Origin of the sequence: Sphaerisporangium rufum (assembly GCF_016863395.1) — a bacterium.
GTDB lineage: Bacteria > Actinomycetota > Actinomycetes > Streptosporangiales > Streptosporangiaceae > Sphaerisporangium > Sphaerisporangium rufum.
The window spans coordinates 1-13,865 of record NZ_BOOU01000012.1; the positions used below are offsets into that span (position 1 = coordinate 1).

Here is a 13,865-nt window from a genome sequence, read left to right on the forward strand (position 1 = left end):
GGGCGCCGGGGCCTGGTGCGCCCGCTCCGGGCCGGAACGCTCGTCCGATCCTGGCGAGCCGGGTGGCGGGGGCTCGGCCGGCGTCCGGCCGGGAGCGCCGGCCGGCAGTCGTCGGGAGGCGGGCGAGGTCTCGGGGGAGAGGTCGCCGGGCTGTTGAGGGACGCCGCCGGTGGGCCGCATGGGACGCTCCTTCGCTGTCGGTGTGGCAGCAGGAAAGAGCAGCCGGCGGGCCGGCGGAACGCCGAGAGGTGATCGTCGGGCCGGATACGGCGGTGCCGCCCGCCGCCGGCCGCCGCTCTCTGATCGTTTTCACGCCCGGTGGCGGACCGGTGGACCGCGGCCGTCGCCGCAGACCGGGGGGCCGCCGGCATCCGGTCTCACCTGGCGTTCGAGATGTGAGACTTGACTCTCACGATATATGAGAGAAGACTCTCACGTCATGGAGCAGCGAAACCGGATGGGTGACTTCGAGATCACCGACCCCCAGACCATGCGCGCGCTGGCGCACCCGGTGCGGCTGGCGATCCTCGAACGCCTGCAGCGGCACGGCCCGGCGACGGCGACCCAGCTCGCCCCCGACGTGGGCGCGACCCCGTCGGTGACCAGCTGGCATCTCCGGCACCTGGCCGCCTTCGGGCTGGTCCGCGACGCCGAGCCCGGCCCGGACCGCCGCCAGCGGTGGTGGGAGGCGGTGGCGCGCGGCTTCCGGTTCCAGGCACCCGAGGACCCCGACGACGGGGAGGGCTGGTCGGCGGCGAGCGTGCTGACCCGGGAGATGTTCCTGCGGTCCCAGGACCTGCCCGGCCGGTGGGCCGCCGAGGTCGAGCCCGGGCTCGAACCGGCGTGGCGGCGCCTCGCGGGACTGGCCGACACCCGCGTCGTCGTCTCCGCCGAGGAACTCGCCGCCATCGAGGACGCGATCGAGAGCATCCTCGCGCCGTACGTGACGCGCGACCCGGCCGAGCGTCCAGGCGACGGCCGCAGCGTCCGGCTGCTGCGCTACACCCTGCCGGAGGCCGCCGAGGACCGGACCGGAGGGACGTCATGAAGACCGCCGACCAGACCCCGACCGTTTCGCTGTGGCGCGACCGGCGGTTCCGCCGGTTCTGGGCCGGCCAGTCGATCTCGCAGTTCGGCGACCGGATCACCGAACTGGCCCTGCCGCTGATCGCCGTGGCCACGCTGCACGCCTCGGCCGACCAGGTGGCGTGGCTGACCGCGCTGATCTGGACCCCCAACCTGCTCGCGATCGTGCTCGGCGCCTGGGTCGACCGCCGCGCCCGCAAGCGGGCCCTGATGGTGCTGGCCGACCTGGTGCGCGCCGCGGTCCTGCTCTCCGTCCCGGTCGCCTACGTGATGGGGGCGGTGACGCTGGGCCAGCTGTACGCCGTGGCGCTGCTGACCGGTGCCGCCGGGGTGCTGTTCAACACCGCCTATCCGCCGTTCTTCACCCGCCTGGTGCCCCGGTCGTCCTACGTCGACGCGAACAGCAAGCTCAGCGCCAGCCGCTCGGTGTCCTACGTCGCCGGCCCGGCGATCGGCGGGGCCCTGGTCCAGCTGGTCACCGCGCCCGTCGCCCTCGTCGTGGACGCGCTGACGTTCCTGGCGTCCGCCGTGCTGGTCGGCCGGGTATCGGTCGACGAGACCCCGGCCGCCCACGACCCGGCGGCGGCCACGCTGCTGCGGCGCGCCCGGGAAGGGCTGGTGTTCGTGATCCGCCACCCGGTGCTGCGGGCGGGCCTCGGGTGCGCGGCGACCGTCAACTTCTTCACCTTCGTCGCGGGCAGCGGGCTGATCGTGCTGTTCGCCAGCCGGAATCTCGGCCTGGACGCGGGCGTCATCGGCCTGGCGTTCGGCATCGGCGCCACCGGCTCGCTCCTCGGCGCGGTGCTCGCCCCGAGGGTCTCGCGACGGATCGGCGTGGGCCGCAGCATCGTCGTGGGCGCCGTGATGTACCCCGCGCCGATCGCCGTCATCGCCGCCGCCACCGCCGACGGCCCGGTGTGGACCCGCGCCGGAGCCCTGGCCCTGGCCGAGTTCCTGTCCGGCGTCGGTGTCATGCTGTTCGACGTCAACCTCAACTCCCTGCAGGCGGCCGTGATCCCCGACGGCATGCGCAGCCGGGTGGCCGGTGCGTTCGGCACGCTCAACTACGGCGTCCGCCCGGTCGGCGCCGTCATCGGCGGCCTGCTCGCCACCTTCGCCGGCCTGCGGGTGACCCTGCTGGTCGGCGCGGTCGGCGGAGCCCTGTCGCTGCTCTGGCTGCTGCCCTCCCCGATCCCGCGCATCCGCTCCCTGACCCCCGACGACCCGGCATTCGCCGCGATCCCCGGCAGGGACGTGACCGGTGACGAGCGGCACGCGCATCCCTGATCGGCAGGGTTCCCCGGGACGGCGCTAGCGCTGATCCAGGTCGATCCGCATCACGACGCGACGGGTGGTCGGGTGGCTGACCTGGTGGAACCCGGCCGCCACGAACGTGTTCCGGGAGCCGACGTTCATCTCGCCCCAGGACACGGTCTGCCCGGGGTGGGGGATCATCGGGTATCCCTCGACGGCCTTGGCGCCGCGCGCTCGCGCGTACTCGACGGCCGCCTCGGCGAGCGGCCGGGTGAGGCCCTGTCCCCGGTAACCGGGGCGGATCGCGAAGCAGACGATCGCCCACACGTCCGGGTCGTCAGGATCCTCGGCCCGGCCGGCCCACGGCACCGGCGACCCGCGCAGCCGCCGGTAGCCGGCCCGCGGCTCGACGGCGACCCAGCCGACCGGCACCCCGTCCAGGTAGGCGACCATGCCGGTCGTGCCGTCCGCCTCCGGGTTGCCGCAGTCGGTCTCCGCGCGCAGCCGATGCGCCCGCTCCTCGACCGGCATGGCGTACCAGTCGCGGTCGCCCAGCTTGATCCGCCGGCACTGGCACCTGGCCGCGGCGCCCCGCCCGAACACCGCCTGCAGGTCGTCCCAGCTCGCCTCGTTGGCGGGCACCACCGACACTTCGCTCCCCGGCATAGGCAGCACCCAAGCACACCCCCCTGACATTACCTACCGCACCAGCATCATGGTCGCCCAATGTAGTCGGGCTGCTACGATCGGGTTTCGTCGGTGAAGGGCGTAGCGATTGGAGTATCGACGTCCGGCACCCAGGGCAGATCCAGAAGGCGGGCCGCGGCCAGGGATCTTCGCGACTCGTGGAAAGGGCGGGACAGGTGATGGGCGGGCTCCGGGTTCTTGATCGGCGGGTCATGAGTGCGCGTGCTGCGGCTCGTCAGCTTCGCATACCGCCGACCACCTTGATCCACTGGTTGGAAGGCGAGGAGCGGCAGGGCCGTTTCCATCCGCCGGTGCTCCGGGAGGAGCCGACCGGCAGTCACGATGTGACCTGGGGTGAGATGGTCGAGGCCCGCTACCTGCGCGCGTATCGCGGGCGCAATGTGTCGATGCAACGATTGCGGCCACTGATCGCCGGCCTGCGCCGGGAGTTCGGCGTACCGTATCCATTGGCGCACTTCACGCCGTTCGTCGACAGCCGGCACCGGTTCCTGCTGGAGATTCAGGATCGGCTCGATATCCCAGCCGGACTCCGGATGGTGTACCAGGTCGGTGACGGCCAACTCGTGCTGGACAACCGCGTCCTCGACTTCCTGGACCAGATCGACTTCAGCGAGACGGCCGATCGGGAGGCTCGGCGAATCCACCCGCTGGGGCGGAACTCGCCGGTGGTGATCGATCCGCTGCTCTCGTCTGGAGCCGCCACCGTGCAGGGAGTTCGTACCGAGATCCTTGCCGAGCTCGCCGATGCGCAGGTCCCGGTGGAGGAGATCGCCGAAGATTTCCAGCTCCCGATCTCGGCGGTCAAGGCGGCGCTCGCCTGGGAATGGCAGCCGGATGCCGCCTGACGTCCCATGAAGCACGTCACGGCGCGCTGGTACATCGACGCGGACGCTCTAGGTTTAGCCCACGTTCTGATACGTGCTCGACGGGACGTGACGTTCTGCGGTGATGACGGGCAACGCCACCACAAGTCGTGGACTCTGGCGCCCTGTCTGGTCCAGGACACGGCCACCCCGGACGACGTCTGGATCCCGCGAGTCGCCGGAGCCGGGCTGGCGATCATCACCCGCGACAAGCACATCTCGATGCGGACGGCGGAGAAGAACGCTGTCCTGGCGGCTCGCGCCAGGATGTTCGCGATCACTTCGGACGAGAGTCTCGACGCGTGGGGGATGCTCGAGGTCATCGTGACCCAATGGCGTCACATCGAGAAGGCGGCGACCAGGCCGGGGCCGTACATCTACGCGGTGACCCGTTCGGGCATCAGAGAAATCGCCTTGACCTCGTAAGCGGCGGATCAGGCGCGGTCGTCGCCCACGCCGGTGCCGGCCACGGCCGGGCGCCGCGTCAGCTCCTCGGCCCGGCCGGCTCCCTGCTGCACAGCTGACCGCTCGGGCGGCCGACCTCGCCCTGGGCAACGGGATCGGCCACGTGCCGGTGGCGGAGGACTCCCGGCAGGGCGCGCCCGAGTAGACGGGTACGCGGCGGCGGTGGGCCATGGGCCGGCGGATGCCGGAAGAGAAGGACGGTCACTCCTCGATGGCACCGCCGACGGAGCGCAGGTGCTCGCGGAAGGTCAGTGCGGGGTTCTCGCGGCGCCGGGCGAGATAGGCGGCGAAGTCCACCTGTTCGCGCAGCGAGACGCCGGCCAGGATCCGCTCGGCCTGGCGCCGCTCGGTGTCGCGGATGTTCTCCGCGAGCGCGAGCAGGTCGGCCAGGCCGGCGGCCGGGACGAAGATGACGCCGTCGTCGTCGCCCAGCACGACGTCGTCGCCGCTGACCGTCCATTCGCCCACGGTGGCCGACGCCAGTGCGTCCGCCGGCCGGTCGTCCAGGCGCTGCGGGCCGGCCGGCAGGGATCCGAGGCTGAAGACGGGCAGCCCGATCCGCCGGATGTCGGCCGTGTCGCGGTGCAGGCCCCAGATCACGATGCCCGACACTCCGGCGGCCCCGGCCTCCAGGGCCGCCAGGTCGCCGACGCAGGCCTCGTCGAGCCGCCCGCCGTTGTCGACCACCAGCACGTCGCCGGCTTCGGCTCCCTCGAACGCCTCCAGGAACACGTCCACGCTGCCGACGTGCCGGGCGGGGAGCACCCGTCCGGCCACCCGGCCGCCCGGCACCGCGGCCCGCAGGGCCGGGGGAGCACATCGCACCGGGACCTTCGCCCGGACGCAGGCGTCCGCCAGGTGCGCGGTGGTCAGGGCCGCGAACCGCTGCCGCAACGCGTGGTGGTCCATGGGCTCTCCTACTGGTCGTGTAGTTCAAGGGTCGGCGGCGCCGGCGTGCCGGTCACGGGGCGGCGGTGCTGGGCGGATTGGTGGAGGGTCGGCGGTGCCGGGCCTGCCGGTGGCGGGTCAGCGGCGCAGGGCCCATTCGACGGCGGGGCAGCGGTCCATGACGACGGCGAGGCCGGCCGCCGCGGCCCGCTCGGCGGCGGCCGGGTCGACCACGCCGAGCGGCAGCCATACCGCGCCCGCGCCGGCGGCGATGGCCTCGTCCACCACCTGGCCGGCGAACTCCGACCGCCGGTACACCCCGACGACGTCCATCCGGTCCGGCACGTCGGCCAGGGAGGCGTATCCCAGCTCGCCCAGCACGGTCTCGGCGGCCGGGTGCACCGGGATGATCCGCCGGCCGCGCAACTGCAGCAGCCGGGCCTGGTCGTACGCGGTGCGCGAGGGGTCGTCCCGTAGGCCGACGAAGGCCCAGGTCTTCGACTCGTCGAGCAGCCGGCTGATGACCCGCGGGTCGGCGAAACGATCGTCCACGTCCTGCCCAACGCGCTCGGTGCCGCGGAGCTTCCCGGCCGGGCCGCAGACCCTGGCATCGGTTCCGGGCCTGGGGCGGTGCCGGCTCCTCGCGTCGACCCCGGTGTTCCGGGTGTCGACTCCGGCCGGGGAGGGTGTCACGGGCTCACCGGGTCGCGCCGGCCGGCCGGGGTCAGCCGGGCGAGGGCGTCGAGGGGGTCGGCCAGCAGGCCGGCGAAGGCGAGTTCGGCGGCGCCGACCAGGGTGGCGTCGTCGCCGAGAGCCGAGGTGCGCAGCCGTACCCGTTCCCGGGAGATCGCCAGGACGTTGGCGGCCACCCGGGCGTGCACCTGCGCCGCGGCGCGGGGGTAGACCTCGCGCAGCATGCCACCGAAGATCACCAGGCCGGGGTTGAAGAGGTTGATCAGGTTGGCCACTCCGATGCCGAGCCAGTCGCCGATCCGCCGCACCGCCTCCCGCGCGGCGACGTCACCGCGGCCGGCGGCCCGGACCACCGCCCGCACCCCGTCCCGGCCGGACAGCTCGGCGGTCCGGCCGGCGGCGTCGATGAGGGCCTGCTCGCCGACCTCCGCCTCCAGGCAGCCGCGCGAGCCGCACCCGCAGGGGCGCCCGTCGTAGGGGTTGACCATCATGTGCCCGAGTTCGCAGCCGTACCCGCCGTCACCGTCCAGCAGCTTGCCGCCGACGATGATCCCGCCGCCCACGCCGACGTCCCCGTGCAGGTAGACCAGGTTCTGGAAGCCCACGCCCGCGCCGCGCTGGTGTTCGGCCAGCGCGCCCAGATGGGCCTCGTTGCCGACCGCGACCGGCAGGCCGAGGCCCAGGCGGAAGGCGAGTTCGGTGCCGAAGGCCTGGTCAACCCAGCCCATGTTCGGCCCGAAACGCACCATCCCGTCGTCCCGCCGGATCATGCCGCAGTACGCGGCGCCGGCTCCCGCGCACTGTGATCCGGCACCCGCTTCGCGGTGCAGCCGGCGGGCGAACCCGGCGAGCACCCCGACCACCTCGTGGACGTCGGCACCGGCGCGCCGCCGGGCCGCCTCCCGGCGGTCCAGGATCCGCCCGCCCAGCCCGACCCGGGCGGCGATCAGCCGGTCCACCCGGACGTCGAAGGCCAGCACGTACACCCGCTCGGACTCCGGCCGGACCACCAGGGACGGCCGCCCCGCCTTGCCGGTGTCGGTGGGAAGCTCCTCGCGGACCAGGCCGGCCGCGGTGAGGTCGGCGGTCAGCCCCTTGATGGTGCTGCGGTTCAGCCCCAGCCGGTCGGCGAGGGCGGCGCGGGAGGCCGGGCCGCCCAGGTGCACCTGCCGGAGCAGGGCGCTCAGATTGGACCGGCGAATCTCCTCCTGGGATCGGCCGGCTCTCATCATCATGGGGATCCTGACGACTCGGGGTTGTCATTCACGCGCGGCGACGGTGGCGCCGGGCCGGCCGTGGCACCGCGAACGGCGCACGGTCCCTCCAACGGACGATATATCAACGACGGCCGTCTGCCGATCAACCTGAGCCGGGGGGACCACCTGGCCGGTTCTCGGGCGGCTCGGCGGCCACCGACCCGAGCAGGCGCGCCGCCTCGGCCGCCACCGCCGGGAGGGCGCCGGCCGGGTCGCCGGCCCGGGCGAGCAGCATGCCGGCCTCGCACAGCGCGCCGAACATGAGCTGGGCGCGGACGAGCGGGTCGCCGCCGGCCATCCGCCCGTCCGCGATCGCCGCCCCGATGCCCGCGGTGAGGACGCGCAGCGTGTGCTCGCGCTCGATCTCGCGGACCGTCTCCCAGCCGAGGACGGCCGGGCCGTCCAGCAGCACGACCTGCCGGAACGTGGGGTCCAGGCAGTGCTCCAGGAAGGTGAGGCAGCCGCGCAGCAGGGCCGACCACGAGTCGGGTTCGGCGGCGGCGGCCTGCTCCAGCCGGGCCGAGATCCGCCGCTGTTCGTGGACGAACACCGCGCGGAACAGCGCCGCCTTGTTCTGGAAGTGGTGGTAGGCGGCGCCCTTGGTGACGCCGCCGGCGGCGGCCACCGCGTCGATCCCGGTGGCGGCGTAGCCGTCCCGCCCGAACAGCTCCCGCGCCGCGGCGACCAGGGCGGCCGTCGTCCGGTCGGTTCGCTCGGTCTGGGTGCGGCGCGGCATGGCACTCCCCTTGACAGTTCGATCATGCCGAACATATGTTCGATCCTCGGTTACATACTCTCGGTATGGAAGTGAGCCGTCATGACCCCACCTCCCATCGCAATCTATGGCGCCACCGGACATACCGGCCGGCTGGTGGCCGCCGAGCTGCACGCCCGCGGGCACGCCATGGTGCTGGCCGGGCGAGACGCCGCCGCCCTGGACGCGATGGCCGCCGAGTTCGGCGCCAGCGCCTGCCACGCGCCGCTGGACGATCCGGCGGCGCTGCGCGCGCTGGCCGGGATCGCGGCGGTGCTGGTGAACTGCGCGGGCCCGTACTCGGCGACCGGCGCGCCGGTGGCGACCGCCGCCGCCGAGGCCGGCTGCCACTACATCGACCACGCCGTCGAGCCGCACCACGTGAAGTGGCTGTTCGACACCCTGCAGGCCCCGGCGCAGCGGTCGGGCGCCACCATGATCCCGTCGCTCAGCTTCTACGGCGGCCTCGGTGACCTGCTGGCCGCCGCCGTGGCGCGCGGCGTGGCCGGGATCGACCGGGTGACCGCCGCCTACGCGGTGGCCGGCTGGCGGCTGACGGCCGGCGCCCTGGAGACCGCCCGGCAGCTGTTCGCCGACACCCGGCGGATCGGCTTCACCGGCGGCGCCCAGCAGGTCGGCTGGGTCGAGCCGCGCAACGCCGTGTTCGCCTTCCCGCCGCCGATCGGCCCGCGGGCGATGATCGCGCCGGTGCCGTTCCCCGAGGCGCTGACCGTCCCGCGGCACGTCCCGGCCCGCGAGGTGGAGGCGATGCTCACCGCGCGCACCTTCGAGGAGGAAGGCGTGTTCGACGGCGTGCACGCCACCGCCGCCACCCGGGCGGGCACCGACTTCACCGTGGCCGTCCAGGTCATCGCCGAGCATGGCGGCCGGTCCGGGCAGCTCAGCGGGCGCGACCTGTGGCGGGCCGCCGCGCTGGCCTCGGTGGAGGGCGCGGTGCGGCTGGCCGAAGGCGACCCGCCCGCCAAGAGCGGCGTGCTGGCCCCGGCCGAGGTCTTCCCCGCCGAGCCGTTCCTGCGCGACCTCGAACGCCTCGGCGCGTTCACCCTGCAGCTGTGAGACGCATGTCAAAGCCCCATGGAGGAGACACGATGGAGCCGATACTGGTCACCGGCGCGGCCGGCGGGCGGCAGGGGTCGACCGGCATGCGCGTCGCCCGGCTGCTGCTGGAACGCGGTCGGGCGGTGCGCGCCCTGGTCCGCCAGGACGACGCCCGGGCCGCCCGGCTGCGCGAGTGGGGTGCGCAGGTCGTGCTCGGCGACCTGCGCGAGATCACCTCGGTCATGCCGGCTCTGCGCGGGGTTCGCCGCGCGTTCTTCACCTACCCGGTGAGTGACGGCATGCTGGAGGCGGCGGCCGTGTTCGCCGCCGCCGCCCGCCGGGAAGGGCTGGACCGGGTGGTCGAGGTCTCGCAGCTCGCCGCCGACCCCTACGCCGGCACGCCGCACATGCGCCGGCACTGGGTGGCCGAGGAGCTGTTCGACCGGGCCGGCGTCGGCGCGGTGCACCTGCGGGCCGGGGTGTTCTTCGAGAACCTGGCCGTCCTGGTGCGCGCGGCGGGCGGGCGCGAGCTGGCGCTGCCGCTCGGCCCGCCGGACACGGTGCTGCCGCTGGTCGCGGCGGCCGATGTGGCGCGGGTGGCGGCCGGGCTGCTCAGCGCGCCCGCCGGCGAGCCCGACCCGATCTGCCGGATCACCGGCGAGGTCATGAGCATCGGCGCCGCGGTGCGGACCTTCGGTACCGGCCTGGTGTACGTGGAGCAGGATCCGGAGGAGTGGCGGCGCAAGGCCATGGCGCTGTACGAGGACGCGGTGGCGGTCGAGCACCTGTCCGCCCTGTGGGAGCTGTTCCGCCAGATCGGGGCGCACCACGAGCTTTACGAGGTCACCGAGTCGATCCGCCGCTTCGGCGGCCGCGCGCCGATGACCCTGCGCGAGTTCGCCACCGAGGAGGGCCCGTTCAGCTGACCGGGCCGGCCGGACGCGCGGCGAAGGCGGACGGCCGATGGGCGGCCCGCCGGGCGGTCCCGGATCTCCGGCCTTCGGCCTGGTGAGGTTCGTCACATCCGGCGGGCGGCTGACCGCCTGGCCGGCGCGGGCGGGACGCGCGCGCCGGCCAGGTCGAGGTCACCGGCAGGTGGCGCCGTTGAGCTGCCAGGCCGCCGGGGAGGGGTTGGCGCCGGTGTGGGCGCCGTTGAAGCCGATGAGGATGCTCTTGCCGGGCTTGAGATCCTGGTTCCAGGCCGGCGCCGCCGCGGTCACCGCCGAGCCGGTCTGCGACCAGACCGCCGACCACCCGCTGATCACCCGCTGCCCCGGGTCGGGGAAGGTAAAGGTGAGCCGCCAGCCGGAGATCGTCGTGCTGCCGGTGTTGGTGACCTCCAGCGTCGAGGTCATGCCGCTGTGCCAACTGTAGGAGTTGTAGGTCACCTTGCAGTTACCGGGCACCGGCGTGGGCGTCCAGGGGACCTGGTCGTTGTGGATGGTGACCTGCACCGTCGCGGACCGCGGGCTCTCGGCGCCCCACACGTCGACGGCGACCACGTACAGATTGGCGACACGCGACGCCACGCCCGAGGACGGCCAGTTCACCAGGAAGGTCGCCCCCAGCGCGTCACCGGCGACGGTGGCCAGCTTCTGCTGGGTGCTGCCGTAGTCCTCGTAGACCTTGTAACAGGCGATCCCGTCGGGGTCGACCGAGGCGCTCCAGGTCATCTGCACCTGGTTCAACACCCTCACCGACGCCTGCGGCGAGCCCGGCGCGGGCGGCGGCGTCAGCGGCGGGCTGCTCGGCGGCGGGGTCTGCGGGTCGTAGCACGGCCAGGGCAGCCCCGGCCCTGGCGTGCCCCCGGACGGGAACACCGTCGGTGACGCCGTCCCCTGCGCCGACGCGGCTGCCTCGCCGGCGGAGGCGCTCGCCACCGCCGGGATCAGGAATCCCGTGGCGACCGTTATGGCGACGGCCCACGATACGGCCCAGCGTCCTGTCATGGATTTCCCCCTTGTATCCGGTGCGGATGCCGTGCGGTCCGAGAATGGGAATGGAACGGCCGCCGGTCAACGGGGAGCGGGACTCGCGGACGCGACCGGCGAGGACGGGCAGGTGGTGGCCGGTGCTGCCGGTGCTACACCCCGTCAGGGTATGAACGTTTCATCCGCCGGGACGCCCGCCGCGGCCTGGACCGGCACCGTCGCGCCGGACCGCGGGGGTGGCCGCGGGCGGATTTCGGCCATCCGCAAACATGTCCGGCGGATCACATCCGTCCCCGCCGGCCGGGCGGCCGGAGCCCGCCCGCGGGCACCGAGGCGGGCAGGCCGGACGCCGGGCCGCCGGGGGACGCGCGTTCGCCGTCGCGCGCCGCGTGCCCGGTGCCGGGCACGCGGCGGCCGGGGACGGGCCGGCCCGGGGCGGTCAGCCGAAGGCGCGGCGGAGCCGGGGGACGCGGCGCAGCAGCAGGCCGTCCGCCGCCAGCGCGACCAGCATGGTCAGCCCGGCCAGCGGGAACAGCAGGCCGAGGACGGCCATGATGGCCAGCACGCCGAAGGTGGTCCGCCGGTCGGCCGCGCGGGCCGGGGCGCCGACCCGGCCGGCCGGGCGGCGTTTCCACCACATCCACACCCCGGTGACGGTCAGCGTGACCAGCGCCAGGCAGGCGCCGAGCATGACCACCAGGTTGGCCGGGCCGAAGCGCCGGCCCTCGTGGATCGCGATGCCCTGCTCCACCGTCTTGGCCAGCACGCCGTACTCCGGCCAGCCGTACGACACCAGCACCCGGCCGTTGTACTGGTCGACGTGCACGGTCCGCGACCCCGCCGGGTCGCGGCGCGGTTCGGCGACGACGGTGTAGACGCCCTCGCGCCCGCCGGGCAGCAGCACCTTGAGGTCGCAGTCGCCGGGCCGGCAGCCGCGCAGCACCGGCCGGGCCGCCGCCAGGGCCTGCTCGACGGTGATCGCCCCCTGCTGCAGCACCCCGCCGGTCGCGGTGTGCCCGGCGTGCCCGCCGGCCGGGTCGGTGCCGGACGGCGGGACGGGGAGCCGCTCGGCCGACCACGGCACCTTGGCGTCCGGGTGCTGCGACAGGTCCCCCGACAGCGCGGGCGGAGTCGAGGTGTTCGGGAAGGAGTCCGCGCTGGGTGAGGTGGAGCCGGTCTTCTCCTGTACGCGCTGCAGTCCGTCACCCCAGAACCCCGACCAGGGCAGCCCGGACAGGATCAGGAAGACGATCACCACGCCGGCGCCGGCCCCGGTGAGGGCGTGCACCCGGCGCAGCCGCGCCCGCCCGGTCCGCGGGGCGCGCCGGCGGGCCGGGCCGCGCCACCACAGGTAGGTGCCGGTGGCGGCCAGAATGAGGGCCCAGCAGGCGGCGGTCTCCACGATCCGGTCGCCGGCGGTGCCGGCCAGCAGCTCGCCGTGCACGGTGCGGACCACCCGCATGAAGGTGGCCGAGTCGTCGATCTGCCCGAGGACCCGGCCGGTGCCCGGGTCGACGTAGACCGAGACGCCCTGCGCGAACGGCCCCGTCTCCGTCCCGGACATGATCACCCGGGTGGAGCGGTCGGGCGCGGCCGGCGGGATGACCGACATCACGTCGGTGCCGGGCCGGGCCCGCCGGGCGGCGTCGATCTGGTCCGACAGCGGGATCGCACCGGCGACGGGGGCGGCGAGCGTGCGGACGTCCTGGTAGCGCCACTCCTCGAACGGCTCTTTGAACAGGTAGATCGAGCCGGTGATCGCCAGGACGAGCAGGACGGGGGCGACGATCAGGCCGGCGTAGAAATGCCAGCGCCACACGGCGCGGTACCGGCGGGAGGTGCCGCGCGGGGACGGCGTGGCCGGTTCGGTGTCCGGGTGGACGGCGACGGACGTCATGGGGGTACTCCGTTTCGAAGGCACGCGGGTGACGCGTGCGGCACGCGGGGCGTGCGAAGGCGAGAGGGGGCCGGTCAGGCGCCGGTGGCGGGCATGACCGGCCGGCCGGGCGGCTCCACCGCCGCGGGGGCGGCGGAGCGGCGCGCCGGTGACGGGCGCGTGGGCGGACCAGGCCTCGGCACCACCGCGCGGGGACGCGGGAGGCCGGCCGGGCTCGGCGGGACGGCGCCAGGACGCGTGGGGTCGGCCGGGCTCGGCGCGACGGCGCGAGGACGCGCGGGGTCGGCTGGGCTCGGCGCGACGGCGCGGGGCCGCGTGCTGGGCCGGCCGCCCGCGGCGCCGGGGACGAGGCCGTACCGGGGCCGGGACGGACCGGCCGCCCGGTGACCCCGTACGGGCCTGGCGCTCAGGCGCGGGCGAGGGCCGGCGGGCCGCGGCGGGAGAGCGGGGACGCCGCCGGCCGTCCGGTGGCGGCGGGGCCGCCGGCCGCGCGGCGCGGCGCGGGCCGGCACGGTGCGGCCGGTCCGGCCGCCTGGAGCAGGGCCAGCGTCCGCCGCAGCGGCGGCAGCGAGCAGGCGAGGGTGAGCAGCAGCGTGGCCAGCGCGGTATCGCCGCGGGCCAGCCACCAGGCCGACAGCAGGGCCACCAGCACGTGCACCAGGAGCATCACCAGGGCGGCGGGCAGGTCGCCGGTGGCATGCCCGCCGTGGTGCCCGGCCGGATGCGGGCCGTCGGGCGGCGCCGCGCCGGCGCCGAAGAGCTGGTGCATGCCGTACTGGGCGGCGAAGCAGGCCGCGAGCAGCGTGCCGGGCCCGCGCCGGCGCCCGCCGAGCGCCAGCCCCAGCAGGCCGGTGGCGGCGATGGCGGCCACGGCGACCTGCGGCCGTACCGAGGCGCCGCCGGCGAGCACGTGCCCGCCCAGGGACACCGTCCCGCACACCATGGCGAACACGGCCGCCCGCAGGGCGCGGATCGCCGGATGCCGGATGGTCGGCTGCACAGGCCCGATCG

At 74.8% G+C, this 13,865-nt stretch carries 14 protein-coding genes and 1 pseudogene; 6 read left to right on the forward strand and 9 right to left on the reverse strand.

All coding sequences use genetic code 11. From position 1 onward, the window contains the following. A pseudogene (locus Sru01_RS03680) lies at positions 1-180 on the reverse strand (hypothetical protein); the annotation flags it as partial. Between the two features lie 259 nt (positions 181-439). Between Sru01_RS03680 and Sru01_RS03685 the strand changes: the two are divergent. Beyond that, on the forward strand, positions 440-1,048 hold the full coding sequence (locus Sru01_RS03685) for an ArsR/SmtB family transcription factor (protein WP_203982408.1): 609 nt from the start codon (positions 440-442) through the stop codon (positions 1,046-1,048). Next, positions 1,045-2,373, forward strand: coding sequence for an MFS transporter (locus Sru01_RS03690; protein WP_203982409.1), 1,329 nt, complete (start codon positions 1,045-1,047; stop codon positions 2,371-2,373). Before Sru01_RS03685 ends, Sru01_RS03690 begins: the two co-directional genes overlap by 4 nt. A 24-nt stretch (positions 2,374-2,397) precedes the next feature. Here the strand turns inward: Sru01_RS03690 and Sru01_RS03695 are convergent, their stop codons facing one another. Beyond that, the gene (locus tag Sru01_RS03695) at positions 2,398-3,006 is read right to left on the reverse strand and encodes a GNAT family N-acetyltransferase (RefSeq protein WP_203982410.1); all 609 of its coding nucleotides are present in this window, start codon (positions 3,004-3,006) and stop codon (positions 2,398-2,400) included. A 281-nt stretch (positions 3,007-3,287) separates the two neighbouring features. On the opposite strand from Sru01_RS03695, the gene Sru01_RS03700 reads away from it, so the two are divergent. Next, positions 3,288-3,893 (forward strand): DUF433 domain-containing protein, encoded by a 606-nt coding sequence (locus Sru01_RS03700; RefSeq protein ID WP_203982411.1) that lies wholly within the window; start codon positions 3,288-3,290, stop codon positions 3,891-3,893. Between the two features lie 6 nt (positions 3,894-3,899). Then, positions 3,900-4,337: a PIN-like domain-containing protein gene (locus Sru01_RS03705; RefSeq protein ID WP_203982412.1), complete on the forward strand. Its 438-nt coding sequence runs from the start codon at positions 3,900-3,902 to the stop codon at positions 4,335-4,337. A gap of 240 nt (positions 4,338-4,577) precedes the next feature. Here Sru01_RS03705 and Sru01_RS03710 read toward each other — a convergent pair whose 3' ends face one another. The 4 genes from Sru01_RS03710 to Sru01_RS03725 form a co-directional block, all read right to left on the reverse strand. After that, complete coding sequence (locus Sru01_RS03710; RefSeq protein WP_203982413.1) at positions 4,578-5,285, reverse strand: RraA family protein; 708 nt, start codon at positions 5,283-5,285, stop codon at positions 4,578-4,580. Positions 5,286-5,402: 117 nt separating this feature from the next. After that, positions 5,403-5,816 (reverse strand): CoA-binding protein, encoded by a 414-nt coding sequence (locus tag Sru01_RS03715; RefSeq protein WP_203982414.1) that lies wholly within the window; start codon positions 5,814-5,816, stop codon positions 5,403-5,405. 137 nt (positions 5,817-5,953) lie between these two features. Then, positions 5,954-7,186 carry an ROK family protein gene (locus Sru01_RS03720; protein WP_203982517.1) on the reverse strand — a complete coding sequence of 411 codons (1,233 nt, stop codon included), beginning with the start codon at positions 7,184-7,186 and terminating at the stop codon, positions 5,954-5,956. 130 nt (positions 7,187-7,316) lie between these two features. Then, the gene (locus tag Sru01_RS03725) at positions 7,317-7,949 is read right to left on the reverse strand and encodes a TetR/AcrR family transcriptional regulator (RefSeq protein WP_203982415.1); all 633 of its coding nucleotides are present in this window, start codon (positions 7,947-7,949) and stop codon (positions 7,317-7,319) included. A gap of 81 nt (positions 7,950-8,030) precedes the next feature. Here Sru01_RS03725 and Sru01_RS03730 point away from each other — a divergent pair, with 81 nt between their 5' ends. Together Sru01_RS03730 and Sru01_RS03735 are read left to right on the forward strand one after the other, a co-directional pair. Further along, a complete protein-coding gene (locus Sru01_RS03730; protein ID WP_203982416.1) occupies positions 8,031-9,044 on the forward strand; it encodes a saccharopine dehydrogenase NADP-binding domain-containing protein in 1,014 nt (337 codons plus the stop codon). Positions 9,045-9,076: 32 nt separating this feature from the next. Continuing rightward, on the forward strand, positions 9,077-9,952 hold the full coding sequence (locus Sru01_RS03735; RefSeq protein WP_203982417.1) for an NmrA family NAD(P)-binding protein: 876 nt from the start codon (positions 9,077-9,079) through the stop codon (positions 9,950-9,952). A 159-nt stretch (positions 9,953-10,111) separates the two neighbouring features. Here the strand turns inward: Sru01_RS03735 and Sru01_RS03740 are convergent, their stop codons facing one another. The 3 genes from Sru01_RS03740 to Sru01_RS03750 all read right to left on the reverse strand — a co-directional run bounded on the left by Sru01_RS03740 (position 10,112) and on the right by Sru01_RS03750 (position 13,854). Beyond that, positions 10,112-10,975 (reverse strand): cellulose binding domain-containing protein, encoded by an 864-nt coding sequence (locus Sru01_RS03740; RefSeq protein ID WP_203982418.1) that lies wholly within the window; start codon positions 10,973-10,975, stop codon positions 10,112-10,114. A gap of 421 nt (positions 10,976-11,396) precedes the next feature. Continuing rightward, positions 11,397-12,854, reverse strand: a complete 1,458-nt coding sequence (locus Sru01_RS03745; RefSeq protein ID WP_203982419.1) for a PepSY-associated TM helix domain-containing protein — start codon at positions 12,852-12,854, stop codon at positions 11,397-11,399. A 406-nt stretch (positions 12,855-13,260) separates the two neighbouring features. Next, positions 13,261-13,854: a hypothetical protein gene (locus Sru01_RS03750; RefSeq protein WP_203982420.1), complete on the reverse strand. Its 594-nt coding sequence runs from the start codon at positions 13,852-13,854 to the stop codon at positions 13,261-13,263. Positions 13,855-13,865: the final 11 nt, after the last annotated feature.

Excerpts from the sequence above, each read along its gene's own strand:
- Sru01_RS03710 (WP_203982413.1), bottom strand. The coding sequence starts at position 5,285 with ATGGACCACCACGCGTTGCGGCAGCGGTTCGCGGCCCTGACCACCGCG.
- Sru01_RS03735 (WP_203982417.1), top strand. The coding sequence starts at position 9,077 with ATGGAGCCGATACTGGTCACCGGCGCGGCCGGCGGGCGGCAGGGGTCG.
- Sru01_RS03725 (WP_203982415.1), bottom strand. The coding sequence starts at position 7,949 with ATGCCGCGCCGCACCCAGACCGAGCGAACCGACCGGACGACGGCCGCC.
- Sru01_RS03695 (WP_203982410.1), bottom strand. The coding sequence starts at position 3,006 with ATGCCGGGGAGCGAAGTGTCGGTGGTGCCCGCCAACGAGGCGAGCTGG.
- Sru01_RS03720 (WP_203982517.1), bottom strand. The coding sequence starts at position 7,186 with ATGAGAGCCGGCCGATCCCAGGAGGAGATTCGCCGGTCCAATCTGAGC.
- Sru01_RS03705 (WP_203982412.1), top strand. The coding sequence starts at position 3,900 with ATGAAGCACGTCACGGCGCGCTGGTACATCGACGCGGACGCTCTAGGT.
- Sru01_RS03730 (WP_203982416.1), top strand. The coding sequence starts at position 8,031 with ATGACCCCACCTCCCATCGCAATCTATGGCGCCACCGGACATACCGGC.
- Sru01_RS03690 (WP_203982409.1), top strand. The coding sequence starts at position 1,045 with ATGAAGACCGCCGACCAGACCCCGACCGTTTCGCTGTGGCGCGACCGG.
- Sru01_RS03740 (WP_203982418.1), bottom strand. The coding sequence starts at position 10,975 with ATGACAGGACGCTGGGCCGTATCGTGGGCCGTCGCCATAACGGTCGCC.
- Sru01_RS03745 (WP_203982419.1), bottom strand. The coding sequence starts at position 12,854 with ATGACGTCCGTCGCCGTCCACCCGGACACCGAACCGGCCACGCCGTCC.
- Sru01_RS03685 (WP_203982408.1), top strand. The coding sequence starts at position 440 with ATGGAGCAGCGAAACCGGATGGGTGACTTCGAGATCACCGACCCCCAG.